This window comes from Modicisalibacter luteus DSM 23508 (assembly GCF_000378505.1).
GTDB lineage: Bacteria > Pseudomonadota > Gammaproteobacteria > Pseudomonadales > Halomonadaceae > Modicisalibacter > Modicisalibacter luteus.
This window is the reverse complement of sequence record NZ_KB899992.1, coordinates 149,215-174,358: the sequence shown is the minus strand read 5'-3', so window position 1 is coordinate 174,358 and position 25,144 is coordinate 149,215. Positions and strand designations below refer to the sequence as shown.

25 protein-coding genes and 2 pseudogenes are annotated in these 25,144 nt (G+C 56.7%); 16 read left to right on the top strand and 11 right to left on the bottom strand.

The window, feature by feature from the left end; all coding sequences use genetic code 11:
• The first annotated feature begins 116 nt into the window (after positions 1-116).
• From F568_RS0107410 to F568_RS25385, 6 genes and pseudogenes are all read left to right on the top strand, one after another.
• Positions 117-818, top strand: a complete 702-nt coding sequence (locus F568_RS0107410; RefSeq protein WP_019018084.1) for a response regulator transcription factor — start codon at positions 117-119, stop codon at positions 816-818.
• Positions 815-2,188 (top strand): ATP-binding protein, encoded by a 1,374-nt coding sequence (locus F568_RS0107405; RefSeq protein ID WP_019018083.1) that lies wholly within the window; start codon positions 815-817, stop codon positions 2,186-2,188. Before F568_RS0107410 ends, F568_RS0107405 begins: the two co-directional genes overlap by 4 nt.
• A gap of 94 nt (positions 2,189-2,282) precedes the next feature.
• Positions 2,283-2,939, top strand: a complete 657-nt coding sequence (locus F568_RS0107400; RefSeq protein WP_211213430.1) for a c-type cytochrome — start codon at positions 2,283-2,285, stop codon at positions 2,937-2,939.
• Positions 2,936-3,154 carry a hypothetical protein gene (locus tag F568_RS25395; protein ID WP_019018081.1) on the top strand — a complete coding sequence of 73 codons (219 nt, stop codon included), beginning with the start codon at positions 2,936-2,938 and terminating at the stop codon, positions 3,152-3,154. The genes F568_RS0107400 and F568_RS25395 overlap by 4 nt, the downstream gene beginning before the upstream one ends.
• A 172-nt stretch (positions 3,155-3,326) precedes the next feature.
• A complete protein-coding gene (locus F568_RS25390) occupies positions 3,327-3,533 on the top strand; it encodes a hypothetical protein (protein ID WP_026300392.1) in 207 nt (68 codons plus the stop codon).
• A gap of 37 nt (positions 3,534-3,570) precedes the next feature.
• Positions 3,571-3,882 (top strand): annotated as a pseudogene (locus F568_RS25385) (c-type cytochrome); the annotation flags it as partial.
• Positions 3,883-3,938: 56 nt separating this feature from the next.
• On the opposite strand, the gene dsbG reads toward F568_RS25385, so the two are convergent.
• Genes dsbG through dsbD form a run of 3 tightly spaced genes read right to left on the bottom strand, consistent with a single transcriptional unit; the run spans position 3,939 to position 7,407 of the window.
• On the bottom strand, positions 3,939-4,697 hold the full coding sequence (dsbG, locus tag F568_RS0107380) for a thiol:disulfide interchange protein DsbG (protein WP_019018079.1): 759 nt from the start codon (positions 4,695-4,697) through the stop codon (positions 3,939-3,941).
• A 26-nt stretch (positions 4,698-4,723) separates the two neighbouring features.
• Positions 4,724-5,548 carry a TlpA family protein disulfide reductase gene (locus F568_RS0107375; RefSeq protein ID WP_019018078.1) on the bottom strand — a complete coding sequence of 275 codons (825 nt, stop codon included), beginning with the start codon at positions 5,546-5,548 and terminating at the stop codon, positions 4,724-4,726.
• Complete coding sequence (gene dsbD / locus F568_RS0107370) at positions 5,545-7,407, bottom strand: protein-disulfide reductase DsbD (RefSeq protein ID WP_019018077.1); 1,863 nt, start codon at positions 7,405-7,407, stop codon at positions 5,545-5,547. The genes F568_RS0107375 and dsbD overlap by 4 nt, the downstream gene beginning before the upstream one ends.
• A gap of 265 nt (positions 7,408-7,672) precedes the next feature.
• Here dsbD and F568_RS0107365 point away from each other — a divergent pair, with 265 nt between their 5' ends.
• The 4 genes from F568_RS0107365 to F568_RS0107350 all read left to right on the top strand — a co-directional run bounded on the left by F568_RS0107365 (position 7,673) and on the right by F568_RS0107350 (position 9,465).
• Positions 7,673-8,131 (top strand): DUF2892 domain-containing protein, encoded by a 459-nt coding sequence (locus F568_RS0107365; protein WP_019018076.1) that lies wholly within the window; start codon positions 7,673-7,675, stop codon positions 8,129-8,131.
• 355 nt (positions 8,132-8,486) lie between these two features.
• Entirely contained in the window at positions 8,487-8,852 is a 366-nt protein-coding gene (locus F568_RS25640) for an ABC transporter substrate-binding protein (RefSeq protein WP_019018075.1), read from the top strand.
• Positions 8,846-9,157 carry an ATP-binding cassette domain-containing protein gene (locus F568_RS22440; protein ID WP_019018074.1) on the top strand — a complete coding sequence of 104 codons (312 nt, stop codon included), beginning with the start codon at positions 8,846-8,848 and terminating at the stop codon, positions 9,155-9,157. Before F568_RS25640 ends, F568_RS22440 begins: the two co-directional genes overlap by 7 nt.
• A 2-nt stretch (positions 9,158-9,159) precedes the next feature.
• Complete coding sequence (locus tag F568_RS0107350) at positions 9,160-9,465, top strand: hypothetical protein (protein ID WP_019018073.1); 306 nt, start codon at positions 9,160-9,162, stop codon at positions 9,463-9,465.
• Between the two features lie 225 nt (positions 9,466-9,690).
• Here the strand turns inward: F568_RS0107350 and F568_RS0107345 are convergent, their stop codons facing one another.
• Together F568_RS0107345 and F568_RS0107340 are read right to left on the bottom strand one after the other, a co-directional pair.
• Positions 9,691-10,578: a DMT family transporter gene (locus F568_RS0107345; protein ID WP_019018072.1), complete on the bottom strand. Its 888-nt coding sequence runs from the start codon at positions 10,576-10,578 to the stop codon at positions 9,691-9,693.
• 178 nt (positions 10,579-10,756) lie between these two features.
• Entirely contained in the window at positions 10,757-11,323 is a 567-nt protein-coding gene (locus tag F568_RS0107340) for a TetR/AcrR family transcriptional regulator (RefSeq protein ID WP_019018071.1), read from the bottom strand.
• Between the two features lie 223 nt (positions 11,324-11,546).
• Between F568_RS0107340 and F568_RS0107335 the strand changes: the two are divergent.
• A pseudogene (locus tag F568_RS0107335) lies at positions 11,547-11,948 on the top strand (transposase); the annotation flags it as partial.
• Between the two features lie 183 nt (positions 11,949-12,131).
• On the opposite strand, the gene F568_RS0107330 reads toward F568_RS0107335, so the two are convergent.
• The 3 genes from F568_RS0107330 to F568_RS0107320 all read right to left on the bottom strand — a co-directional run bounded on the left by F568_RS0107330 (position 12,132) and on the right by F568_RS0107320 (position 16,787).
• Positions 12,132-13,154 (bottom strand): TniB family NTP-binding protein, encoded by a 1,023-nt coding sequence (locus F568_RS0107330; RefSeq protein WP_019018069.1) that lies wholly within the window; start codon positions 13,152-13,154, stop codon positions 12,132-12,134.
• Positions 13,154-15,727 (bottom strand): TnsB C-terminal domain-containing protein, encoded by a 2,574-nt coding sequence (locus tag F568_RS24295; protein ID WP_169338660.1) that lies wholly within the window; start codon positions 15,725-15,727, stop codon positions 13,154-13,156. The genes F568_RS0107330 and F568_RS24295 overlap by 1 nt, the downstream gene beginning before the upstream one ends.
• A 187-nt stretch (positions 15,728-15,914) precedes the next feature.
• A complete protein-coding gene (locus F568_RS0107320) occupies positions 15,915-16,787 on the bottom strand; it encodes a ComEC/Rec2 family competence protein (RefSeq protein WP_083932993.1) in 873 nt (290 codons plus the stop codon).
• Between F568_RS0107320 and F568_RS0107315 the strand changes: the two genes are divergently transcribed.
• Positions 16,786-17,391 (top strand): DUF2062 domain-containing protein, encoded by a 606-nt coding sequence (locus F568_RS0107315; RefSeq protein WP_019018066.1) that lies wholly within the window; start codon positions 16,786-16,788, stop codon positions 17,389-17,391. The two genes, F568_RS0107320 and F568_RS0107315, sit on opposite strands and share 2 nt — an antisense overlap.
• Before the next feature lie 9 nt (positions 17,392-17,400).
• On the opposite strand, the gene F568_RS0107310 is transcribed toward F568_RS0107315, so the two are convergent.
• Complete coding sequence (locus tag F568_RS0107310) at positions 17,401-18,093, bottom strand: ABC transporter ATP-binding protein (protein WP_026300390.1); 693 nt, start codon at positions 18,091-18,093, stop codon at positions 17,401-17,403.
• 9 nt (positions 18,094-18,102) lie between these two features.
• A complete protein-coding gene (locus F568_RS0107305; protein WP_019018064.1) occupies positions 18,103-19,344 on the bottom strand; it encodes a lipoprotein-releasing ABC transporter permease subunit in 1,242 nt (413 codons plus the stop codon).
• Positions 19,345-19,531: 187 nt separating this feature from the next.
• Between F568_RS0107305 and F568_RS0107300 the strand changes: the two genes are divergently transcribed.
• From F568_RS0107300 to F568_RS0107285, 4 genes are all read left to right on the top strand, one after another.
• Entirely contained in the window at positions 19,532-20,599 is a 1,068-nt protein-coding gene (locus F568_RS0107300) for an agmatine deiminase family protein (protein ID WP_019018063.1), read from the top strand.
• 1 nt (position 20,600) lies between these two features.
• Positions 20,601-21,500 (top strand): carbon-nitrogen hydrolase, encoded by a 900-nt coding sequence (locus F568_RS0107295; RefSeq protein ID WP_019018062.1) that lies wholly within the window; start codon positions 20,601-20,603, stop codon positions 21,498-21,500.
• Between the two features lie 164 nt (positions 21,501-21,664).
• Positions 21,665-22,621: an oxygen-dependent tRNA uridine(34) hydroxylase TrhO gene (gene trhO, locus F568_RS0107290; RefSeq protein WP_019018061.1), complete on the top strand. Its 957-nt coding sequence runs from the start codon at positions 21,665-21,667 to the stop codon at positions 22,619-22,621.
• Between the two features lie 139 nt (positions 22,622-22,760).
• Positions 22,761-23,627 (top strand): hypothetical protein, encoded by an 867-nt coding sequence (locus F568_RS0107285; RefSeq protein ID WP_019018060.1) that lies wholly within the window; start codon positions 22,761-22,763, stop codon positions 23,625-23,627.
• An 83-nt stretch (positions 23,628-23,710) separates the two neighbouring features.
• On the opposite strand, the gene sthA is transcribed toward F568_RS0107285, so the two are convergent.
• On the bottom strand, positions 23,711-25,102 hold the full coding sequence (gene sthA / locus F568_RS0107280; protein WP_019018059.1) for a Si-specific NAD(P)(+) transhydrogenase: 1,392 nt from the start codon (positions 25,100-25,102) through the stop codon (positions 23,711-23,713).
• Positions 25,103-25,144: the final 42 nt, after the last annotated feature.

The following is a 25,144-nucleotide window of genomic DNA, read 5'->3' as shown; positions in this document are numbered from 1 at the left end:
GATAAAGAGTCTTTCTTCACTTTGCCGTAGTAGCCTACCCAGTCGCTGTGCAAAGCGCGAATTAATGCTGACTTAATGTAGCGAGGCGATAGTCGTCTTATTCAAAGGAAGCCCATATGCATGTTCTATTGATCGAAGACGATGACCTAGTGGCATCGGGCATCCAGGCGGGGCTCGAATCCCATGACTTCGTGGTTGACCAAGCCTCGACGTTTGTTGAGGCACGCATGGCGATGGCTTCCGTTTCCAGCGATGTCGCCATTCTGGATCTCGGCCTTCCCGATGGTGACGGCATGGGGCTGCTGAAAGAGTGGCGTTCATCGGGGGTTATTACCCCCATCCTGATTCTTACAGCTCGCGACGCAGTCTGCGATCGGGTCGCCGGTCTTCAGGGTGGCGCCGATGATTATCTTCTCAAACCCTTCGACCTGGATGAGTTAGTGGCCCGGTTACATGCGCTGATTCGCCGAGCCGCGGGCCGGGCGCGGCCACTGGTCGAGCACGGCCCGTTATGCTTCGACCCACTAGCGCGAGAGGTTACCGTAGCAGGCCACCACGTTCCCTTGCAGCGACGAGAGGTGACTCTACTGGAAGCCTTTCTCCAATCCCCCCGAACCATACTCACGGTCGATCATCTCAAGGATCAACTGTATGGATTGAGCGAAGACGTAGAAAGCAATGCGCTTAACGTGCATATTTTCCATCTGCGCAGAAAACTGGGCAAAGGCATTATCGAGACCGTCCGTGGTTTGGGGTTTCGGCTTGGCAGTCCCGACTCGGTCGAGCTACGCAGAAACACGGTAGGAACAGACGGGTGAGCCTACGCAAACGCCTGCTCTGGACCTTGGGCATTACCCTGACTCTGCTTTGGGGAGTGACCGCCGTCTGGTTGCTCCGAGATCTGCACCGACAAATCGAACATACCTTGGATCAACGCTTGGCGCAGTCCGCGCGCATGGTCGCCGGACTGGTCTCGCAATTACCAGCTGAGGTCTGGCAACAGGCCGAACCCCATCGCCTCTCCATCCCTCCTATCGAGGGGTTGGCCTGCCAGGTCAATTCCCCTAGCGGCGAAATCATTGCCCAGACCCACACGGACTTGGGTGGGGTACTGACACCTCGCCAGCCTGGGCATAGCTATCGCACCGTTGAAGGCGTCAAGTGGCGCGTTTTTACATATCAGCGTAACAGCCTGACTATCACGACGGCTGACCGCGTCGATGAGCGCAACATCCTGTTGAACGATGTGTTGATGGTCGCCATCATCCCTTTCCTTTTTGCCCTGATCGGCAGCCTGGCGGCGCTATGGCTAGGCATTCTACGCGGGCTTCGTCCGCTTTCTCGTCTGAAGCAAGCTCTGGCCCAACGTCACCCGGAGGTCCTGTCACCGATCGAGGTCCCTGATCTTCCATCCGAGCTGCGCCCGCTGGTTGCGACGCTAAATGCCCTGCTGAGCCGCGTGCAACAGGCCTTCGTACGCGAACAACGCTTTACCAATGATGCCGCCCATGAGCTTCGCACCCCGCTGACAGCCATCAAGACCCACTTGCAAGTCGCCAGCCGTCAGCATGGCGAGGCGTCACGATTTGCCTTGGCCCAGGCGGAGAAAGGGGTTTCCCGACTACAAGGCACCTTGGAACAACTACTGATGCTGGCACGCCTGGAAAACGGCCTCGATGATTCCTGGCAGGCCAATTGCCTGGCTCGAAGCGCCGCCCTAGAAGCCCTTCTCATGCTGGGCGAGGACGCACAAGCCACATTCTCCATCACCTGGCCTAGCGAGACCTTCTATTTGCCGGTACCTCATGAGCTGGTTGTCATGGCACTACGTAACTTGCTGGAGAACGCTCGTCGTTTCAGCCCCGATCCAGGCTCGGTCCATGTGTCCTTCAGCCAGTCCGGCTCGGGTCTGACTATCGAAATCAAGGACCAGGGACCTGGGGTAGATGATCGAGACCTGCCAAAGCTGGCCGAGCGTTTCTGGCGTCACGGCACAGGGCATGGCAGCGGTCTGGGCCTGGCGATCGTTTCGGCCATTGCCGAACGTTTCTCGGGCCGGCTGAGCTTCGCGCACAACGCGCCCCAGGGTCTCGTGGCGCAGCTTTGGTTTCCCATAGTGGAAGAAACACGTCAGTGGAGTGATCGACCTGATGTGACATGGGGCGTTCCCATAGCGCCCCATCAATGACCACAAACATCCCGGGCGGCATTGCCAGCCATGACGGGACAACGACCGGAGCACGAAGACGAACAGGAGAACCAGGCAGCTATCGAGCCTGCTCGTGGTGTGGGGCACATGCGCCACCCTACCCGCTTGGACCGATGCCATTCAGCAAGGCCAGGCAATCTCACAACAAGGCAACGGCCAAGGCGCGGTAGCCTGCCTGAGCTGTCATGGCCCGCAAGGCGAAGGCAACGCCGCCGTCGGCTTTCCTCGGCTGGCGGGCCTGCCAGCTGACTATCTCAGCCATCAACTACGCAGCTACCGTGATGGCACACGCCAGAACCCAATGATGCAACCGTTCGCCTTGGCGCTGAGTGACGAGGATATCCAGGCAGTCTCGGCGTATTACGCCAGCCTGGAAGGGCCGAACCTGCCGACGGCGTATCAGGCGGCAGCACCCGAGAATACGGCAGAATGGCTTGCCGAGCGTGGCGACTGGGAAAACACCATCCCCGCCTGCAACCAGTGCCATGGCCCCAATGGTCAAGGCGTGCGCGACATCTTCCCTCCCTTGGCCGGCCAACACGCCAGTTATATGGCGGCCCAGCTCAACGCCTGGCGCAACGGCACCCGAAGCAACGATCCCAACGGCCTGATGCAAGGCATCGCCGAACGCCTCAGCGAAGAACAGTTCGGCCTGATTACCGCCTACTACGCAACATTGCCCGAACAGCTGTCTTCACACGCCGCTGCCGGTCAGGAGGAGACGCCATGAAGAATCTACCCAAGTCTTTTCGACTGGCCATGGGCGTCATGCTGGCCAACGTCACCCTGTCGGTTGGCGCGCAGGACGCGCAACCCGAACGGGATTATCAGGTGCCGTTGCCTCCGGCCCCCTCCGGGGATGCCGTCTTTCAGCCACCGCTGGAGAGCACGATTCCCGACAACCAGTATGGCGACATGGTACGCAAGAGCGCGAGCTTTTCGTAGATACTCAGCAATTACGCGGCATCCATGTATTCAACGAGCAGAACTGCAGCAATTGCCACCTGGACGCCGGGCGCATGGTCAATTCGGCGCCCAAGTGGGCCGCCTTCGGCATGTATCCGGCCTACCGGGGCAAGAACGACAAGGTGAACACCCTGGCCGAGCGTATCCAAGGGTGTTTCACGTATTCCATGAACGGTATTCCCCCGAGACCGGTAGCGAGCCGCTGGTGGCGCTGGAAACCTACTTCCATTGGCTAGCCACCGGCGCCCCCGTCAACCAGGCCATGCCCGGTCGCGGCTATGCCAAGCTGGAAACACCTCTGGGCGGCTACGATCCAGAGCGCCCATGCCGAGTAATGTGCCGTCTGCCATGGCCCTGACGGAGCCGGTCAGAAGGTCGGCGACCGTCAGGTCTTTCCGCCGCTGTGGGGCGATGGGGCCTATAACTGGGGAGCCGGCATGCACCGGGTAAATACGGCAGCAGCTTTCATCAAGGCCAACATGCCCTTGGGCAAGCCCTATTCGCTGAGCGACGAGGATGCCTGGGATATCGCCGCCTTCATCAACAGTCATGAACGCCCTCAGGATCCGCGTCGTCGTGGTATGGAGTCCTTGGAAACCACCGTCCATCCCTTCCATCAGCACTCCGGCTATTACAGCGACGTTATCGAGGGCCAGCGTCTTGGCGATCATGACAACTACGGCGCCAACCCGGGCTCGGTCGAATAGTCAGTTCCTCTCCGTTCGTTGAGGCATAGGGCAGCCAGCCGGCTGGCTGCCCTGGGTCAGGGAGCTGGCGAGCCCATGATGGTTTCCAGCATGTCAGCGGGCGGTACGCCCTGCATCACGGACAATTTGCCATCGTGTTGATAGAGCGTGCTCGGGGTCGCCCCAAGTCCCAAGGATTGCATCAACTGATGGTTTTCGGCCAAAGCATCCTCGTAATCCCGCGGATACTCCTCGAAGATCGAGATCTCATTGCCGCGCTGATGGGCAGCCAGTGCTGCGGCAGGGTCATCGGTGGCCAGCAGCGATAGCGCCTTGATAGGGCTGTCCTGCTTGAGGATACCGACCATGATATGGCGCATCTGAACCTTGCCAGCCTCGACCCAGGGGCGAGTCTGATCCCAGAACTTTTTGCAGTAGGGGCAGTTGGGATCGGTGAATGTATAGATGATTCGCTCGGCATCATCGTCACCGTCGGCAATCCAGGCCGAGTCGGCCAGGCTTTTCCATAGCTCTTCATCCTGAGGCTTCTTGACCAGTTCATAGAGCCGATCCGTGGTCAGGTCGTTGCCTTGCGCATCGACCAGCGTCCCGACGAGGGCATACTTTTCATCCTGGGTGACGTAGGCAGCCAGCTCACGGCCCTGGACGCTCGCGGCGTAACCGGTCAATCCGGCAGGCGCCTCGAAACGCTCATGAATCGTCAGGCCCTGCTTTTCTAGCGCCTGGAGCGGCGCGGGCCAGTCTTCTGCCATCGCCGATAACGGCCATGTCACTGCCAGTAGAGCCAAGGGACGGTACAGAGAACACTTTTTCATTACACACATTTCCTTGCAGGGAGGGATTAACGAAGCGGTTCGAGCTTGGCAGCCAGGCTGGCTCGGGAAAGCTCACCGAAATGGGTATCCTGAAGCCGGCCTTGCGCGTCGTAGAACAAGGTGGTGGGCATGACCTGGGAGCCGACGGCCTGCCCCAAGGCCTGTCCCGGGTCGAGAAGCACGTTGTTGAGATCCAGGGCTTCGTGCTCAATGAACTGATTGATCGTGGGAGCATGCTCTCCCTGGTTCACGAAGACGAAGGTCACGTCCTCTGCCGCTTGCTGGGCGGCTTGCAGCACGGGCATTTCTCGCCGGCAGGGCGGGCACCAGGTTGCCCAGAGATTGACGACCATGGGTTGGCCTGCCTGCTGGTCGACCAGTTGACTCAGCGTGATCGGGGAGTACTGCAGTGTGGTCAGCTCCACCTCCGGCAGTGACCGGGCCCGGCTATCCATGAGGACATAGCTACCGGCTGCAAGCCCCCAAGTGGCGATGCCGGCAATCAGTGCACTGGCTAGTGCAGGACGCTGCTCGGGGACGCGCCACAATCGCCAAGCGGTATAGACGGAGGCGACGATCGCACCGCCGAGCGGATCAAAGCCGCCGTCGCGAATGTCAAGCATGGCCCAGACGCTGTCATAATCGTCCTGATGCCGAAGAACGAAGATCAGGCGAGCCGCGATGACGCCGACGAACAGGATGTCGTAGAGGACACTGGCTGCCGAGTTGCGATAGCGCATTCCAACCAGCGTGTTGGTCAACAGGGCCATCGCCAGCGCCAAGATAATCAACAGTTGGTTTAACGTCAGGCCAATGGGACCCAGGGAAAAGCTCTGTGACAGGGCGGTCATAGGGTCTCCTCGCGGGACTGGCCAGCCTGCTCGAGCCTTTCAAGGAAAGCCTCAGAGGTGATCTCCCCAACGATACGTTGCGCCCGTCGTTCTTTTCCCTCAGGCCCAAAGAGCATCAGGGTAGGCGGACCGAGGATGCCGTAAGCGTCGAGCAATTCCCGGTCCGTGGCATCGTTGGCGGTCACGTCGGGACGCAGCAACTGCATCGTCTCGAGTCGAGCCTGTACGCGAGGGTTGCCGAAGACCTCATTTTCAATGACCTTGCAGGACACGCACCACTCGGCATACACATCGACGAGGGTCCACTGGCCCTGCTGGCTAGCCTGCTCAATCCGCCGGTTCAAGGACGCGAGGTTTTCGACCTTGTCGAAGCGTGCCATGAAGTCCTGTTCGGCAGCGCCCTGGACAACTGAGCCTGCCTGCAGGTCAGCGAGCGGCCGGAAAGGATTCGTGCTTCCGCCAGCGGCACCCAAGAGCATCGCCGCACCCCATATCCCCACGGCTAGACCCACCGTCTTGATCATCGGGTGGCCAACCGCGGGCGTTGCCTTGTGGCTTGCATACCAAAGTGCCACGGCCACGCCGAGCAGCCAGGTGCCCCATAGCCCGAGTTCGATCGGCCCGGGAACCACACGCGCCAGGAACCAGATAGCCATTCCCAGCAGGACGAAGCCGAACAGGGCTTTCACACGCACCATCCAAGGCCCCGGGCGCGGCAGCAACCGGGCTCCCAGCGCACCGACCAGCAGCAGCGGCGTGCCCATGCCCAACCCCAGCATGAGCAGCGCCGCCCCGCCCAGCAGGGCATCACCAGTGTCTGCGATATAGAGCAGGGCACCGGCTAGCGGTGCAGTCATGCATGGCCCGACCAGCAGCGCCGAAAGCACACCCATGATTGCCGCCCCGCCCAAGGTCCCCCCCTGCTGCCGGGACTGCAGGCGATCGAGGCGCTGTCGCACCATACTGGGGAGGTGGAGTTCGAAGAGGCCGAACATGGCCAGGGCAAACACGACGAACAGCAAGGCGAAGGCACCGAGCACCCATGGCGTCTGCAGCAGGGCCTGTAGATTGGCGCCGGCCTGGGCCGCTGCGACACCGAGCACGGCATAGGTCAGTGCCATGGGCACGACGAAGGCCAGCGATAGCAAGAAGCCTCGCCTGGCCCCAGCCCCGCTGCCCACTACCAGGCTGGAGAGGATCGGCAACATGGGTAGCACACAGGGCGTGAAGACGAGCAATAACCCCATGCCGAAGAAGGCTGCCAGCATCCAGCCCGCATGCGCATCGGCCAGCTGGGCCGCCAGGCGCTGATCTTCCCCTAGTGAAGTCTCGATGCGATCTGGCGCCTCAATGGCCGGCGCACCCTGAGGCAGGCTCGCCTGCCCAGACAGAGACGGTGTCTCACTGATGGCGTCCAGAGCGCTGCGTGAGGGCGGCGAAGGCTCGAGTTCGAGTGTTCGGTGTTGGGGCGCGTAGCACAGTCCGTCTTCGGCGCAGCCCTGCCAGGTCAATTTGAGTCGACGGGCTTGCCCCGGATCGATACTGACCTGCAAGGCCTGATAGTAAACCTGCGAGTCGCCAAAGTATTCGTCGCTGATCGGCGTACCTTCGGGGAGTTCCGGAGCGATGATATCCACCGGCTCGCCCGCAAAGTCCAGGCGATGCCGATACAGGTAGTACCCCGGAGCGATCTCCCAGCGCGGGACCACCTCGCCATTGCGCTGCTCGGAGGTCAGCTTGAAGGCATCCTCGACCGGGAGAAAGCCCTCTGCCGCAGATGCCGTGAAAGACAGGCATGCCAGGAGCAGCAACTGCCCGACCCATCGAGCAATGGCGATAGTTAGCAAGCGGACCGGCATAAAGCTCTCCTGAACACGCGAAAGCGCCAGTGTGTCAGGCCTGGATTAACTCAACGTTAGTTACTCGGCTTTCTCAGGGGTTGGCCGTCGCGTGTCAGGAAAAAAGGGCTGTTAAGTTGCTTGTCTTTTCGTGCCTTTTTTATTCCTGCCCTTCTCTCATAGGGGCTGTCAGCTACCTTCTGGTTGAGTTCTATGCATATGCTAGTTCCTCATACTTGTTGCAATAGGGTGGGTTTTAAGCCATTCGAAAACCAAGGAGATTGATATGCTGCCTTCCACGACATCACGGGTGGAGCGTAATACAGCTGATAGCGTAAACCGGCATATACGCCAGCAAACAGAAGAGAATGTCGCTTACTTCGCTGAAAACCCTCACGAGATCGAGCGGCGATTGCATGAGTTGGACCACGATTGGGATATCGAACGCACCCTGGAAGCGAATGCAGCAGCGCTCAGTTTGGCCGGTATCACCCTCGGAGCGACACACGATAAACGCTGGCTTTTGCTACCGGCTGCCGTGACAGGCTTTTTACTGCAACATGCTCTGCAGGGATGGTGCCCCCCGATTATCTTTTTCCGCAGACGTGGGATACGCACCTCAAAGGAAATCGATCAGGAACGCTACGCGCTCAAGGCGCTGCGAGGGGATTTTGGTGGTTTGCCAGCCTCCGGAACAGCCAGTGCTCACGAGCGAGCCAGCAAAGCTCTCATGATGGTACGTTGATCTGCTGAGCGCATGTTTCGGGAGGGTGTACAACTCGCACCGTGCCGCTCACTGTGAGACGCGATATTGATCGAGATGCGTTGCATACAGCCATGGCTGGAGCCCAGCACACGGCAACTCTGAAAATTGGCATTTTACCCGTAAGAGTCTCGACCAAAACGGCACGAACTCAAGGAGGAGTGATGGGCAAGGAACACAAAATAGGGGGCGGGCCATTTCGAACGTGCCAACAATGATGCGGCAAAAGCGATCGCCAGCTTCACCGAGACAGAGGGCCGCAAGCCAAAGATCGCCACTTTCCCCCAGGGCTCGGTGTCGGACACCGTACTGCGTTTCTGGCTGATCGAGTCTGGGTGTGGGTCTGGAGGCGGTGGAAATCGTTGCCATGGGCGCCAATCGTGTCCAGCAGGCGCTGCTCGCGGGTGCCGTGGATGCCGCCTCGATTCTCGAGCCGATCCTCACCACCGTGCAGCAGCGTAACGACGGGGCCCGCGTGGTGGCCCGCGCCGATGCTATGTTACCGGGTCAGCCTGGCGCTGTGCTGGCCGCTTGCGAAGGCGCTCTGCAGGAACATCCCGAGGCGATGCAGGAATTAATGGCACTGCACCTGCAGGCCACCAAGATGCTCGTCGAAGACCCCAAACGCGCCGCAGCCCATGTGCGGGATTTCGTTGAAGAGCCGAGCGCCGCCGTCGCGCCTTGGAACCGCTGGCATTGGTAGGACTGGACGAGTTCGCTGAACGCTGGCCCCGCACTCTCTCGGGAGGGCAGCAGCAGCGGGTCGGCATCGCTCGGGCGCTCGCCGTTAGTCCGCGGGTGCTGTTCATGGACGAGCCCTTCTCGGCGCTGGACGCCATCACCCGACGGCGACTCCAGCAGGAACTGGTCGGCACCGAGGCCGCTCCCAACCGGCCCGCCGGCGTGGTGGAGACCTTCGAAGTCCCGCTGCCGCTGGACGAGCGCCGCGACCATCCCGATTTCACGCCCTTGGTACAGCAAGTCGAGGCGAGCATCGGCAACCACTGACCATGGCCCCACTCAGGGAGCTTCATGTCCTGCTTCACGCGCCCTCGGCCGAGGCGCTGACCCGCGCCCGACGTAATGCCGCCAACTTGCGCAATGCCCGGCCCGATGCCGAGGTATTGATTATCGCCAATGCCGCCGTGTCCGCCGCCTTGGCCATCCCCGATGCCGCTGATCCGCTGCTGCGGCTATGTCGCAATTCACTCTCGGCTCAGGGCCTCGACAATACCCGCGAGCTCGTCGAGATCGAGGCGGCGGTGGTCACCCTCGCCGAACTCCAGACCAAAGGCTGGGCCTACATTCGCGCTTGAGCCTTAGGAAATGCTGCATAAATCCCGCCGCAGCTGCCTGATCGACATCGACGGGGTAAAATCTGGCCATCTGTCACCAGGTGCTTCACCTCACGCCGCTCTTCGGTATGTCGGTTACGCTTCATCGCGAGATCTTCTGCTATCAGAGTAAACGTAGCGGAAACCTCACATTGGTGATGGACCGGTTTCTGGGAAAAGGTCACTAATGCTAATCAGCTAGTGGTTCTATCCGGCAGTTGGCCGTCCAGAGCTCGTATATACGCTCAGCGCGGTCACTGTGACTAATATCAGTCCCATACCCAGAATTTGCGGACCCACTAGGTTTTCGCTTAACACCACGACACCGAACAGCGTCGCGGTAACCGGTTCGACCATTGCCACAATCGAGGCCACGGCCGGGGCAGTATGTTCCAGGCCGATAATATAAAGAACGAAAGACAAGCCTGCGCCGAGCACACCCAGCACTGCGAACAGCGGCCAATCCGGTGTGCTCAGAGCTGAAACTGTTTGGCCGGCATCGCTCGGCCAGATAAGGATGGTGGCAAGCACCACAAACGCTATTGAGAGAATAGCCTGCGGGCTACCGTGTGGTGCTGCATACTTGAATCCGAAAATGAATATCGCGTAGGACAGTCCGGCAAGCAGACCGGCGCCTGCACCAATCGCCGTAACGCCGCTCGCACCGACGTCGTAAATTTGCGTAAGCAACATGATACCAAGCATTACCACCGCGATCGCGGCCCACTTCAGCGGGGTCGGTTTTTCCAGCTTTAAAGCGAATGACACGAGATATACGAACACTGGTGCGCAATACATCAGCGTAGCAGCAACCGCAACGCTGCCGTGCGCGATGCTCAGGAAATAGAACGAAAAGTTACCTGCTACGCCGACGCCGGCAATGACTGACCAGAACCATAGCCGGCGATTTGCCAGTCCACTACCGTGTGGACGCAGCATTAGCCAAACGAGGACGCACAGCAGCCCGATCGCACCCCGGTAGAATGAAACCACGAACGCGTCCCAGCCATCGGCCATAAGGATTCCGCCGATACCACCAGATAACCCCCAGAAAAGAGCCGCCAGCGCCACGAAAGCTGTACTCGCACCTACCATTTTGACCTCGCTTTTATCTTGAAACCAAACGGTTGGGGGCGGTGAATATCGCACTGCCACGCAAGCCGCTGACCATCTCCGCTATAGGGGACAGTGTGGGAACCCTAAAAGCGACATTCACTGTACGATTAGAGGCGTAACAAAAAGGACCCGCCCCTGCCCGAGCGCTGACGGGGCTTCATGAGGTCCTGCTCCGGGCCGCTGCAAGCAGGGCGTCGGTCACTGCCCGAGTGTCGAGCAGGGCCGTCTGTATGCCAAACAGAGCCACTGTCGTATTGCTGCCTTCCAGTACTACAAAGAGACGTCGCGCCAAGCCGTCGTGATGGCCCAGCTTGTCCCGTGTTACGGCGGCCTCGAGGCGTGCCAACAGGTCGGTCTTAGCGGCCACCGCCAAGGCATGAATCTCGGTGCTGTGCTCGGCGAACTCGCCCATCGCCTTGACCATGATGCAGCCATATTGGCTGTAGTGTTCCAGCCAGCGGCCATGCGCTTCGATAATGGCCCGTGTCATGTTGCCTGGCGAAGCCGAGGTTGCAGCCGCATCGAGGCTAGCTATGAAGCGTTCATGGCGGGCCTGCAGTACGGCCATGATCAAAGCTTCCTTGGAAGTGAAGTGGTTGTAGAGCGTCATGCGCACCACTCCAGCGTCAGCCACGATGCGGTCGATACCGGTGGCGTGGAATCCCTGCTCATAGAAAAGTCGCTCGGCTGTGGCGAGCAGCTGGTCGCGCTTGGAGGCTGGCATCAATGGTCACTCCTATATAGAACGACCTATATAAATACGGACAACCTTGCAATGTCAAACAAGATCCGCACAAACCCTCGCCGCGCTCACGGGGGAGCAGATTACGTCGGAGATGGCTACCCGCGAGCTATGGTGACTTCTGGTGTACGGGAGGAGATAGGAAAGGTGGCGTATCCTGTTGATTGATCTCGCCAGATCACAATCAACACGGAATGGATACGCCATGGCCAATTCTACCCTCCAGGCTCTTTCACAATCAGAACCACAGATCACTGACCCACTGCACGAGCTGTTGCGCCAAGGCGCTCGTGACCTGATCGCCAAGGCCATCGAGGCCGAACTGGCCACCTTTCTGGCGCAGTATGTCGACCAGCGTCTCGGCGATGGCCGCCAGGCAGTGGTCCGCAACGGCTACCTGCCCGAGCGCACGATCCAGACCGGAATCGGCGATGTAAGTGTGCAGGTGCCCAAGGTGCGTGACCGCAGCGGCGGTGATGCTCGCTTCAACAGCAGCCTGCTGCCGCCCTAACTGAAGCGAGCTCGCAGCATCGAGGAGCTGAACCCTTGGCTCTACCTGAAGGGGATCTCCACCGGCGACTACCAGGAAGCCCTGGCGGCGCTGCTGCTGGCGGCCTCACTGCACCACTCACTTCACAGGCGTTGCGGGTGTCTAGAAGACCCGGGGCGACTCATCCACTGCTGTTGAGCAAGAACACACTCATATCATGGTAAAACTTACGCCTGCCAAGGGCACGGGGACAATCACCGGGGTTATGCTTCGAATGAGACCCAACATTAGCAATTTGCGTTATTTTCTTCGTATAACTTCGGCTATAGACAAAGGTTTGCTATACTCCAAATTTTCTGGAACAATCTCACCTCCATCAGAGCTATATTTATACCCTGATCCTTTTTCAACAAACTCAAGCTTTATATCAGAAATATTTTTTACATTAAACGGGTTATACGCCCTCCCTTTGCTTACTTTCTCATAGGCTTTGGATAAATGATTAATTTTAAGGCAGTCACCTCCTTCCTTTAAGCACAAGCTAAGAGCATTTTCCAATATCCTTTTCAAATGCCTCATTTCTCCTTTGCATGCTGCAAAGAGAGGCAGACGCATCTCGTCTCTATGTAGTTCAGGAGGTTCACGAAAAGGCATTCTATTCGCGAGGCCTTTTAAAACGCCCACAAACTCTGCGTCATCACATTCATCCTTAATACTAAAATAAGGAATATTCCTTCTCCTAATCAACCTTGAAGACCATTGCGGCTCTTTTGCAATAGCCAAACATATAGGAGTGCCCATTAAAACTATAGGAATATTAGCTTTATCGTTAATCAGCTTTAACCTGTTAGCTATTCTTTGCACCTCCTTCCTTGTCTTAAACTCCAACAACTCCTGAAACTCATCAATAATAACTAGCTGGACTTTACACTTACCTAATAGATTTATAAGACTTTCAGTAAGACTGGAATTACCACTCCTACCTTCCCTATAGGACATCCCAAACTGCCCTAAATCTCCAAGCAACTCGAGCATTGTGTTTTTTAATGATACATCACTTGGTATCCTACTAAACAACACAGGAGTATTGACAATATCACCTTCGCGGAAAGGGAGACAGGATTTCATATATTCCTTTACTGCAAAAGTTTTCCCCGAACCTGATTCACCCGTTATTAACATGCATTCTTGCTCTCCACCAAACCTCCATTTATCACGCAGTTCAGCAAAATCATTAATTACCTCATTAATTGCTTTACAAGGCACAAAACAGTCATGGAAGCTCGCTAATTTTTTGGCTATCACATCTTGATCATCGCTCATCAGTAGGGCTCCACATCATCCCAATTCCTCCCAATGATCGAGTCTTCGCCCTCATTTTTTGACAAACTCTTATCATTTTCAGTTAACAACTTAATTTCTTGCTCTTCTTTATTTATATCTATTAATGACCTCTGGTTATCGCTACTTATCCCGCTAAACCTTGCTGCCACAGCACTCCCAACAACCTTCCTATAGCCCTTTTTAAGCTTATCGCCTGACCTAACTGCATTATCAATTTTTCGATGAATTCTTTCCCGAGCCCGCATAAGAGAGCTATCATCTACAATCTTATGTAGAAGTCTTGTTACATACCTCCGGCATACCTCATGTTCGAAAAGCGAAAGGCCCCGCATATATCCGGACGGGGAAACTGAATCAACCTTAAAATACTTATTGCTAATATCATTATAAATATAAACACTTGTAATATCATGAGGATCTATTTTCACTAACACTTTTTTACCTTTATCCCCCACCTTTCTTTCTTTCATGAACTCAACCAGTTCTTTATTAGTATATCTTACACCTCTAAACTCTACCCCTGATTGCTGAAGCTTCAGAAACTCAGTCACCCCGAGCTCAACTTTAAGTTTTTTTTCTTCGCTTTTTTCATACTTTTTAATAGGCCTATCTTTCACGCTTTCCATCCATCTATAGATAGGGGGAAACGAGCACTTTAAACCAGGACTGCAATGATAAATATCAACAATCCATATGTGTAGCGCCTCCATAAAATCCGAAAACCTCATCACAGCGTGCTTTTCGGGGTTATATTCTTTCTTTTCCGCAACATTGGAAAAGCATGTACCAGGCACTGTATGTACAAAATCTGAATTAATGGTTTTAAATATACGCTCGACTTTAGGTTTTAACCAAGGCTGCCTTACAGGGTTGTACTGAACTTCGGTAGATAAAGAAGCACATGCGAACTCCATATTTTTACTCCAGAATTCCTTGCCGTTATCTACAACCAAAGTTTCGATTTTACCTTCACATGGCCACTCCCCTTCCACCTCCTCATAGTTTGAAAGAACTGATTCTTTATTCCTCAATGCGTTAAAAAGGCAGCTACTTACCGACAAATAGCTAGGAGGAGAAAAGCTAAGATAGATGCCTACTATACAACCACTGTAAGAATCAATCATTGCTGTTAAGTAAGGCCGCCCCAATATGACATCCAAGCTATCGTCAATCAGAAAAACATCCAACTTAGTGTGATCCATCTCTACACGCTCCATCACTCTCGTAAGTGGAACGTGTGACCCCACGACTCTAAATTGTTTATCAGCAAATTGTTTTCCAAATCTAGCAGCTACTACATCATACTGGGGTAGTTTTTTTATTCTGGCATAATAGGCACTTAAAGACACAGGGCCTATCTGAGCAGATGACTCTAGCGTGCAATTAAGTTTCGCAACTAGGGATAAATAATATCTATAGCACTTTATTACGCTTAACCTTTCTAACCTTAGGAATTTTTCGTCGACCGACCTATTGAAACATTCTAACTCTTCATGACTAGTTCTATCTTCGCGTCTTCCCCTATGGTGAAACTTTGGTATCAAAGAGCCTATTCCTCCTTCAGCGCTCAGATACCTTTCTCTCCAATAAACCAGTGTCCTCCAGCTTGGCACTGGTTCAGAAACGCTCTTACGAATCTCTTCCAACAATGGTTCAATATTTTTCTTGGTCCAGCCACCTCTTATATTTTTTTCTATATATTTAATGTACTGCAATCTTTTTACCGCCACTTTCCTGAGATCATCATTGAAAGGTTTTTCTTCTAGCAAGCACTCACATTCTTTATTTCCGTTGCCCAGCTCATTAAAATTATCGATACAAAAAAACTTGTTTCTCGGGCGCCTTGTATTAACTTTAAAAAATTCCTCAAACTCATCACAAGGTGACGAATTCAGCCCTCCATCCTCTGAAGATAATTCTTTATACGAAACGATTGAATCAGCACTGATATCTAACTTCATAAGATTTATGAACAACTCATGTCTAGCAATATAACCTAGAACGATATCAAATACTGAGTCATAGTCCATCCCTAAGTTTTTGACTATTTCTCCAATTGATACTTTTTCCGCCGACCTGACCGCCGCAAGAACATCAGCGTGCTCTGGGGTAGATTCTCCATAGCCTGAATACCGCCTTAAAAGCTTTAGGTTATCGATTAACGGGGCCGCATTTAATTGTCTATCCGTCACCAATAAAAGCTCATATCCCAGCTTCTTTGCAGCCGCAACTTTACTTTCAAAACGGTTGAAAAAATCTTCTGTTAAAGGGCCCTCATTTAACGAGATGCTACTTTTTACTTCTATATAAAAATCGCCTCTTATATAATCAATTACTCTAAAATCAGGAGTATATGGAAAAATCTTCCCTTTATAGGAATAATAAAAACCATAAGGCTGAGATTCATAACCCTCAACACTAGTACTGTATTCAAGGTAGTAGCAAGCATTCCTTTCCAGCCATGACTCTACTAGCATCACCGAACCATTCTTATGGCTTGGCACTTTATATAAATCCTTTACAGGAGATGCTTTTATTTTTCTCTTATACATAACAAAGCACCTTAATAGCATAGCATTTACTTATTATCCATATGCTTCAAATCTCAATGCTTTCTTTCGCCAATCTTGTTGTGCGTAAAATATTTCAAGGGTATAACGAAAGTAAATTTACTAAACAAATAGTCTATGCTATGTACTTTTGCAAATTTGCAATTAAATTTAGAATTTTTGCAATTAATTACCGGAATCTACACCGCGCCAGACCGCGTGCCAAGAGCAGCACGAAGGTGGCCGCCAAGCCAACATGCAGACCAGAAATAACCACCAAGTGGGTTGTCCCGCTGGCATTGAGCAACGCCCAAACACTATCATCGAGGCGCTCGCCTGCCCCCAGCGTCAGCGCCGCCAGCCAACGCCGAGCCATTCCCTCCGGCGCATGCGCCTCAAGAAACCCAAGAGCCAGCACGCGAATGCCAGGCCTGGCATTGGCCAGGCGCTGCGGCGGCGGAGCGTTACGAACGTAGCCGGTGGCATCAATGCCCTCGCGCCACAGCCAGGCCCCGTAATCGAAGGTATCCGGGTTGGCGAACCCGGCTGGTGGGCGCAAGCGCAGCGTCAGCGCCCAGCGCTCGCCTACTGCCAGAGCGGGTGCGTCATACCAGCTGACCCTGACGTGTCTCAACCTCTCGCAAGATACGCGGCCTGACTTCAGGGGTAGACACGACGCCACCATTATACGTGCGCGCTGGAAACGCCCCTCGTCACTCAGGGCCAGGATACGTCCCGTCACGGCCAGATCCTCGCCGGAGAGACCTACAGGTAAGGCAGCACCACGCGCGATCAGGACCTGACCGGCACTGAACGACGCAGCAGCGATCAACAAAATGGCAAGGTAACGGGAGGCAGCCAGACAAATCAGCAGTATTGCCGCCACCACGCCAAACGCTCCGGCGGGCGCCCAAGCCCCCATGCAGGCACCGAGCAGTGCCGCAATGGCCAGTGGCGCTACCAGCCCCATAGACACATTCCTTGTCGCATGACTGGCCAGCCGTGGCACGTTGGCGGCCATGTGTGGATAATGATGCGGATTCGAACCAGCGAGCAACGCCATGCCGCGCCGCCTTATCCAGCGCTACATGCCCCACCCGGAAACGCTGAAGCGTACACGCTCGCTGCGCTTCATCAGCCATATCGTTGGCGATGCCTCGCTGTGGGTGCTCACCCGTCGCTCGGTGGGCAACGCCTTCATGGTTGGCCTGTTCTGCGCGCTGCTGCCTATTCCCTTCCAGATGCTGCTGGCAGCCTTCGGCGCTTGGGTACTGCGCTGCAATCTGCCACTATCGGTTGGCCTGGTCTGGCTGACCAATCCACTGACAATGCCGCCGATCTTCTACTGTAACTACCGGCTCGGCGCATGGTTGCTCGATATCCCAGCAAGTCAGGTACCGGACCGGATCAGCACCCAATGGATCGCAGAACGCATGGTGGAAGCCCTGCCGGCCTTGCTGCTCGGCTCGCTGGTTTCCGCCGTCGTTCTCGGCTTGGCCGGAAATGCTCTGATTCGCCTGATCTGGCGCTGGAATGTCTCGCGTAGCTGGCGCCGCCGTGCACGGCGGCGCCAGCAGGCACGCAAGCAAACACCCTCGCCCATCGATACTGATTCTGCCAATAAGTCGCCCGCCCCGGAGGCCGACGCCGACCGCCCGGAAGAGTGAGAACCGAACTCAGGAAGCGGCCAGCCTGCCCCCATCGAGCCGAAGCACCCGATCCTGATGCCGTGCCAGTGCCGAGTCGTGAGTCACGATCACAAAGGCGCAAGCGCTGGAGGCCGACAGCTCATCCATTAACCCGAGGATTGTGGATGCCGTTGCCTGATCAAGGTTACCCGTCGGCTCATCCATCAACATGAGACTCGGATCAGTAATCAATGCCCGGGCAATCGCCACCCGCTGGCGCTCGCCTCCGGACAGCTCGCCGGGCTTGTGGTGGCCGCGCTTGGCCATCCCCACCCGGTCGAGAATTTCCATGGCCCGCCGCTCGGCCTCGCGGCGTTTCTGGCCGCGCACGATCAGTGGCAGCGCCGCGTTCTCGCAAGCCGTGAATTCGGCCAGCAGATGGTGAAACTGGTACACGAAGCCAATGTGGCGATTACGAAAGTCGCCTAGCGCGGTGTCGCCCAGCGTCGACAGCGTCTGGCCGGCGATAGTCACCGTGCCGGACGTAGGGCGGTCGAGCCCTCCCAACAGGTTAAGCAACGTGGTCTTGCCCGAACCGGAGCTACCGACGATGGCGACACGCTCTCCCGCGCCAACCTCGAGCTCAAGGTCGTCCAGCACGGTGACGTCCTGCGGACCCTCGCGATAAATGCGTGTCAGTGCCCGGCATTCGAGCATTGTTTGTCTGGTCTGTTCAGTCATGTCGGGCCCTTACTCGTAACGCAGCACTTCGGCCGGCTGGATGCGCGCCGCGCGCCAGGCCGGATATAAGGTGGATAAAAAACTCAGTGCAAAGGCAGCGACCACGATGACGCCGACATCGCTGAGATTGAGCCGCGACGGTAGGTAACTGATGAAATAGACATTGGGATCCAGAAACTGAATGCCGGTAGCGACTTCAAACCAGGCAATGATGTCCGAAACCGTCAAGGCAAGGACAATGCCCAGGATGACCCCGATAACAATACCGATGATGCCGATGGTCAGCCCTTGCACGATGAAGATGCCCATGATCGACCGAGGACGGGCACCGATAGTGCGAAGAATGGCAATATCGGCGTGCTTGTCGGTAACCACCATTACCAGGGTCGAGACGATGTTGAATGCCGCCACGGCCACGATCACCATCAGCAGCAGGCCGATCATGCGTTTCTCCATCTGGATCGCCTGGAACAGGTTGCCATGGGTGTAGGTCCAATCCATCCCTCGGTAGCCGTGACCCAAGTCATTGATGATCTCGCGAGTGATCTGATTAGCCAGGAACAGGTCATCGAGCTCCAGGCGCAAGCCACCCACGGAGTCGCCCATGCGAGCCAGGGTCTGCATGTCCTCGATGCTGGCGTAGGCGAGACTGGCATCGATGTCCGCTCCGACTTTGAAGATTCCGCTCACATTGAATCGCTTGAGACGCGGGAAGACGCCGGCCGGCGTGATGGAAGCCTCGGGCACAAGCAGCGTGACCTTATCGCCGACCCCGACGCCGAGATTTCGCGCAAGCAGTTCGCCCATCACGATATTCCATGAGCCGGGCTCGAGGGAATCGAGACTACCCTGCTGCATGTGATTTTCGATGATCGACACACGCCGCTCATACTCCGGCACGATGCCGTAGACCAGGCCACCTTCGTTTCGGCCGCTCACCGAGAACATGCCCTGCTGCTGCACATAGGGCGCCGCACCCACGACATGCTCACGCTGCATCAGGCGTTCGGCCACCGGCTTCCAATCTGTCATGCCCGAGGGCTGCTCGATGCGCGTATGCGGCACCATGCCCAGCACCCGCGAGCGAAGCTCATGATCGAAGCCGTTCATTACCGACAGCACTAGAATGAGCACAGCCACGCCAAGAGTGAGCCCCAGCATGGAAGTGAACGAAATGAAGGAGATGAAGTGATTACGTCGTTTGGCGCGCACGTAGCGCAGCCCGATCAGAAAGGGTAGGCGATCCAGCATCAATTCGGTTCCTTATCGGCGAGTGGCCATGGTACGGTTTTTCGCGCTCTGGCGCATCGCCGGGTGACGATTCAAAAGGACTTGCATGTTACGCGCCGGTCACTACAATGCCGCGGCCCACTGCGATGCTGACGGAGTAGATCCCCAAGCAGCGGTGCGGTAAACGACTGGCCTTATGGAGACCGCCATGTCACAGCGTCTGTTCCCCGAATGGCACCCTCAGGATGCCATCCAGCTCACCTGGCCGACCCGCGAAAGCGACTGGGCGCCTCAGCTCGAACGCATCGAAGCTACGCTCGAAGCCATGGTGGTCGCCATTGCCCGCTATCAGGACGTGTTGATCACGGTCCCTGACCAGTCCACCCGTGAACGCTTGGCAGATACCTTTGCCAACCTCGGTATTCCTGCCGACCGGGTACGGATGGTCGAAGCGCCGGCCGATGACACCTGGGCCCGCGATCATGGCCCCATCGGCGTGGAGCGCGACGGCAAGGTCGTGCTGCTCGACTACACATTCACTGGCTGGGGTGGCAAGTTCCCGGCCCAGCGCGACAATGCTCTGACCCAGCGCCTCGCGGCTAACGGCACATTCGGTACCGCGGTGGAATCACGCGACATGGTGCTGGAAGGTGGCGGCATCGAGACCGATGGACAGGGCACACTGCTAACCACAGAAGCCTGTCTGCTCAACGACAACCGCAACTCGCAGCTTTCGCGCGACGAGGTCGAGACGCGCCTGCGGGCGGATTTCGGCGTCGATCGCGTGTTGTGGCTAAAGCACGGCCATCTCGAGGGTGACGACACGGACAGTCACATCGATACCTTGGCACGCTTCTGCGATCCGCAGACCATTGCTTACGTACGCTGCGACGATCGCGACGATCCACATTATCCCGCATTGGCCGCCATGGAAGAGGAACTTCTGGCGCTACGACAGTCTAACGGGGCGCCCTATCGCCTGGTTGCCCTGCCCTGGCCGAAGCCGTGCTTCGATCCCGAGGACGGCCATCGCCTACCGGCGACCTACGCCAACTTCCTGATCATCAACGGCGCCGTGCTGGTCCCGACTTATGCCGATGCCGCAGACGCCCGAGCGATCAGGACGCTGGCCGATGCATTTCCCGACCGCGACATCGTTCCCATCGACTGTCGCAGTGTCATACGTCAACATGGCAGCCTACACTGCCTGACGATGCAGTTACCGCGTGGCACCCTGGCAGCGTCCGGGACCCCGCAAGACGACGAGGAGCGTTGAGATGAGCAAGACCCTCAAGGTTGGCCTGGTCCAGCAAGCCGCATGGCCGGACAAGCAGCGCAGCCTGGATGAGAGTGAAGCCGGCATTCGCGAGCTGGCCGAGCGTGGTGCGGAATTGGTACTGCTTCAGGAATTGCACGCCACGCATTACTTCTGCCAATGCGAGGATGCCGAGCTTTTCGATCTGGCCGAGCCGCTTGATGGCCCCACTGCCACTCGCTTGGCCGACCTCGCTCGCGAGCTCGACATCGTGCTGGTTGGCTCGATCTTCGAACGTCGTGCGGCGGGTATTTATCATAATACTGCGATCGTGCTCGACCGCGGCCGCGGTCGCGTCGGACATTACCGCAAGATGCACATCCCCGACGACCCGGGCTTCTATGAGAAGTTCTATTTCACCCCCGGCGATGCCGATGCCGAGCAAGGCTTCGAGCCTATCGACACGTCCGTGGGTCGCTTGGGCGTCCTGGTCTGCTGGGACCAGTGGTATCCTGAAGCTGCACGTCTGATGGCACTGGCCGGGGCCGAGATCCTGCTCTACCCGACGGCCATCGGCTGGCATCCACCCGATGACCTGCCCGAAAAGGGACGCCAGAAGGAGGCTTGGACCACTGTCCAGCGCGCCCATGGGGTTGCCAATGGACTGCCGGTGATGGTGGCCAACCGCGTCGGCTTCGAGCCTGATCACAGCAATGTGAGTGAGGGGATCAACTTCTGGGGTGGCAGTTTTATCTGTGGCCCTCAGGGTGAGTTCCTGGCCCACGCTGGTGACGAACCCGAGCGTCTACTGGTCGAACTCGACATGAGCCGCAGCGAACACGTACGCCGCATGTGGCCCTATCTGCGCGATCGTCGCATCGACGCCTACGGTGACCTGACCAAACGCTACCGCGACCGCTGAGACCCGCTTCGCATCCCCCTCCACAGGTCCGCACATGCGGGCCTGTCTCGTTTCTTCCTTCCTCACTGGCATGAAAGCCGCCGGCGTTTGGCGTAAAATACGTCCCGCAATCGATTGACCGTTCCGGTCCGCCCTTTACGCGGGCGACCTACTGGAGACTCTGCATGACCCAAACCATCATCGTGGCGGCGCTTTATAAGTTCGTGTCCCTGCCTGACTACGAATCCCTGCGCGAACCGCTACTCGAAACGCTCAAGGCCCATGATATCAAGGGCACTCTGCTACTGGCCGAGGAAGGCATCAATGGCACCGTATCGGGAACCCGAGAAAGCATCGATGCCTTGCTGGCCTGGTTGAAAGCGGATGACCGCTTCGCGGAACTCGACCACAAGGAGTCTTACAGCGACACCCATCCGTTCTACCGTACCAAGGTCAAGCTCAAGCGCGAGATCGTTACCATAGGTGTGCCTGATGTCGATCCTAACCAACGGGTAGGTACTTACGTCGAGCCGCAGGAGTGGAACGCTATCATCAGCGACCCCGAGGTCCTCGTGATCGACACGCGTAACGATTACGAGGTAGAGATCGGCTCATTCGAAGGCGCCGTGGACCCAAGAACCCGCTCCTTCCGCGAATTTCCAGAGTACGTCAGGAAGCACTACGACCCGACCCGCCACAAGAAGGTCGCCATGTTCTGTACCGGCGGCATACGTTGTGAGAAAGCCTCAAGCTATATGCTCAATGAAGGCTTCGAGGAGGTCTATCACCTCAAGGGGGGCATTCTCAACTATCTGGAGAAGGTTCCCGAAAACGAATCATTGTGGCGTGGCGAATGCTTTGTGTTCGATAACCGCGTCACCGTCCGCCATGACCTCTCCGAGGGCGAGTTCGACCAGTGTCACGCCTGCCGTCGACCGATTTCCGTCGAGGATCGGCAATCGGAACACTACTCACCGGGGGTCAGCTGTCCGCATTGCTGGGATTCACTTCCCGAAAAGACGCGTGCCAGCGCGCGTGAACGCCAACGCCAGATCGAACTGGCGCGTGCACGCAACCAGCCTCACCCCATCGGACATGATCCTCGCCAGATAGCTAAGCTTTCGGAAGAAAGCAACGCATGAGCTTTTGACGGCGCCCCAGTGGGCGCCGTCCGGCTCTTGCCATTCCCATAGCAGCGTGTTCTTGCTTGCATGGTTCCAGTGCAATACTGCAATATTGCCAAGTCCTGCCAGGGTAACGGTATAAAAAAGGGAGGGGAGCATGGACGTACAGTACCGATTACTGGCCGAGCTCGAAGCGGCTTTCGACCATGTGATCCAGAGCATCGAAGCTCTGTTAGCCCGCTATGACGAGACAGCTAATGCCGCTTGGGCATTGGACACGCCACACCCCGATGCAGCATGGCTACGCCGTGTCCTGCTCGACTTCTGGTACGAGGATGGCCAGGATGGGCGCGCCACGCGCAGCTATGTGGGTCTGATTGCCGCCAACGAAACGCTGCTGGACGCCGTTAGCGAGACCAATGCAGCCAAGGATCGCTTTGCCGAGGTACTTGCTCAGATTCGCGAACAGGCAGCTGACTTGATACCCGAGATCAAGGCGGTCCTTCCCTTCCGCCACCCCGCACTGCACGACCATTTACGCGGTCAGGGCTTGGCACGCTTGCATCTCAAGCAGTGTTGGCGGCATCTGCCAGTGGCTGATGCCCCGCTGGCCAGGGTTCGTCTGGCCTGGTATACCAGCGGTCGCTCCATCAAGCGTCTTAGCGTACGCGAGGCCGAGCGCAAGTTGCTGGCATTGAACAGCGACGCGCCTCATATACGCATTCAGCTGCGTCGTCTTGCCGGTATCCCCGATGGCGAACCCTTGGCCCAAGTCCAACGGCAGGCTCCAGTGATGCGTGCCAACCTGTTCTTTCAGGATCCCCTGCCTGATGGGCGACTCCGCCGAGCCATGAACCTGCCGCTGCCATTGTTCATTCCCACCACAGATGGCCGCCTGCCCAACCACAATCAGCCGCTCCCCAAGCCTCCGTCCGGACGAACACGCGCCCGCCGAAGCGACGAGAAGCTCGAAGACGAGGCTTTTCTACCTAGCCTGAGGGTCTACCGCTACAGGTCGGCCTGAGACATTTGCTTGAGATTAACGGATATTGGCGAGGCAGGACGCAACGAGATGGACCCGGTCTCGTACCGGGTCCATCAGGGAGGTCAGAACAATCGGTTGAGACCGTTCTGGGCGGCGACGCGGTAGGCCTCCGCCATGGTCGGATAGTTGAAAGTGGTATGAATGAAATACTTCAGGCTATTGGCCTCGCCTTTTTGCTGCATGATCGCTTGGCCGATGTGGACGATTTCGGAAGCCTGGTCGCCGAAGCAGTGGATACCAAGGATCTCCAACGTATCGCGATGAAACAGGATCTTTAGCATCCCCACAGTATCGCCGGTAATCTGGGCTCGCGCGGTATCCTTGAAAAAGGCCTGCGCCACTTCATAGGGTACTTTGGCCTCAGTCAGCTCACGCTCGGTCTTGCCCACAGAGCTGATCTCGGGAATGGTGTAGATACCCGTAGGAATGTCCTCAACGAAACGGAACTCCTCGTCGAGCAGATCGGCGCTGGCATTGCGTCCTTGATCATAGGCAGCACTCGCCAGGCTGGGCCAGCCAATGACGTCCCCTACGGCATAGACGTGTGGAATGGCCGTTCGATAATGCTCGTCGACTTGCAGTTGGCCACGCCCGTTGGCTTCCAGACCGATGTTTTCAAGGCCTAGTTCATCGGTATTCCCGGTACGCCCATTCGCCCACAGGAAGGCATCGGCACGCAGCTTCTTGCCGGATTTCAGGTGCACAACGACACCAGCTTCGTCGCCTTCGACTCGCTCGTATTCCTCATTGTGACGAACCAGGACCCCATGCTGGCGCAAGTGATAGGACAGAGCATCACTGATCTCGTCATCCAGAAATGACAACAGGCGGTCACGGGTATCGATGAGGTCGACCTTGACACCTAATCCAGAGAAGATGGAGGCATACTCGGAGCCAATGACACCGGCCCCGTAAATGATGAGGGTACGCGGGGTATGCGAGAGGCCGAGTATGGTATCGGAGCAGTAGATACGCGGATGGCGGAAGTTTACATCGCCGGGCCGGTAAGGACGCGAGCCGGTGGCAATCACGATTTTCTGGGCGCACAGTTCCTCGGCCCCCTCGTGATTGTCACGCACAACCACAGTATGCTCATCCTTGAAGCGGGCAACGCCGAAGAAAAGGTCGATACGGTTGCGAGCATAGAAGGTCGTACGCATCTCGACCTGTTGCTCAATCGTCACACGGGAGCGCTCGAGCACCTTGGCAAACGAGAACCAGCGCGGCTCGCCGATATCGCGGAACATGCGGTTAGTGTTGAACTGCATGATCTGCTTGACCTGGTGTCGAAGCGCCTTGGATGGAATCGTGCCCCAATGGGTGCAGTTTCCCCCTACAGCCGGCTGCTTCTCGACGATCGCTACCCGCTTGCCGTGTTTGGCCGCGTTGATGGCCGCACTTTCACCAGCCGGCCCTGTACCAATGACTACCACGTCGTAATTATGAACTGCCATTAGCGTCGTTGACTCCTCTCGCTCCGCTTGCGTTATATCGCC

Bases quoted from the DNA above. Each gene is read 5' to 3' on its own strand.
- F568_RS0107340 (WP_019018071.1), bottom strand. From the start codon at position 11,323: ATGCCAGCCTCCAAGCGCGACCAGCTGCTCGCCACAGCCGAGCGACTT.
- dsbG (WP_019018079.1), bottom strand. From the start codon at position 4,697: ATGAAAAAGTGTTCTCTGTACCGTCCCTTGGCTCTACTGGCAGTGACA.
- F568_RS0107305 (WP_019018064.1), bottom strand. From the start codon at position 19,344: ATGCTGGATCGCCTACCCTTTCTGATCGGGCTGCGCTACGTGCGCGCC.
- F568_RS25395 (WP_019018081.1), top strand. From the start codon at position 2,936: ATGAAGAATCTACCCAAGTCTTTTCGACTGGCCATGGGCGTCATGCTG.
- trhO (WP_019018061.1), top strand. From the start codon at position 21,665: ATGACCCAAACCATCATCGTGGCGGCGCTTTATAAGTTCGTGTCCCTG.
- dsbD (WP_019018077.1), bottom strand. From the start codon at position 7,407: ATGCCGGTCCGCTTGCTAACTATCGCCATTGCTCGATGGGTCGGGCAG.
- F568_RS0107285 (WP_019018060.1), top strand. From the start codon at position 22,761: ATGGACGTACAGTACCGATTACTGGCCGAGCTCGAAGCGGCTTTCGAC.
- F568_RS0107410 (WP_019018084.1), top strand. From the start codon at position 117: ATGCATGTTCTATTGATCGAAGACGATGACCTAGTGGCATCGGGCATC.
- F568_RS0107345 (WP_019018072.1), bottom strand. From the start codon at position 10,578: ATGGTAGGTGCGAGTACAGCTTTCGTGGCGCTGGCGGCTCTTTTCTGG.
- F568_RS0107295 (WP_019018062.1), top strand. From the start codon at position 20,601: ATGAGCAAGACCCTCAAGGTTGGCCTGGTCCAGCAAGCCGCATGGCCG.
- F568_RS0107320 (WP_083932993.1), bottom strand. From the start codon at position 16,787: ATGGCGTTGCTCGCTGGTTCGAATCCGCATCATTATCCACACATGGCC.
- F568_RS0107310 (WP_026300390.1), bottom strand. From the start codon at position 18,093: ATGACTGAACAGACCAGACAAACAATGCTCGAATGCCGGGCACTGACA.
- F568_RS0107315 (WP_019018066.1), top strand. From the start codon at position 16,786: ATGCCGCGCCGCCTTATCCAGCGCTACATGCCCCACCCGGAAACGCTG.
- F568_RS24295 (WP_169338660.1), bottom strand. From the start codon at position 15,727: ATGTATAAGAGAAAAATAAAAGCATCTCCTGTAAAGGATTTATATAAA.
- F568_RS0107365 (WP_019018076.1), top strand. From the start codon at position 7,673: ATGCTGCCTTCCACGACATCACGGGTGGAGCGTAATACAGCTGATAGC.
- F568_RS0107330 (WP_019018069.1), bottom strand. From the start codon at position 13,154: ATGAGCGATGATCAAGATGTGATAGCCAAAAAATTAGCGAGCTTCCAT.
- F568_RS0107375 (WP_019018078.1), bottom strand. From the start codon at position 5,548: ATGACCGCCCTGTCACAGAGCTTTTCCCTGGGTCCCATTGGCCTGACG.
- F568_RS0107350 (WP_019018073.1), top strand. From the start codon at position 9,160: ATGGCCCCACTCAGGGAGCTTCATGTCCTGCTTCACGCGCCCTCGGCC.
- sthA (WP_019018059.1), bottom strand. From the start codon at position 25,102: ATGGCAGTTCATAATTACGACGTGGTAGTCATTGGTACAGGGCCGGCT.
- F568_RS0107300 (WP_019018063.1), top strand. From the start codon at position 19,532: ATGTCACAGCGTCTGTTCCCCGAATGGCACCCTCAGGATGCCATCCAG.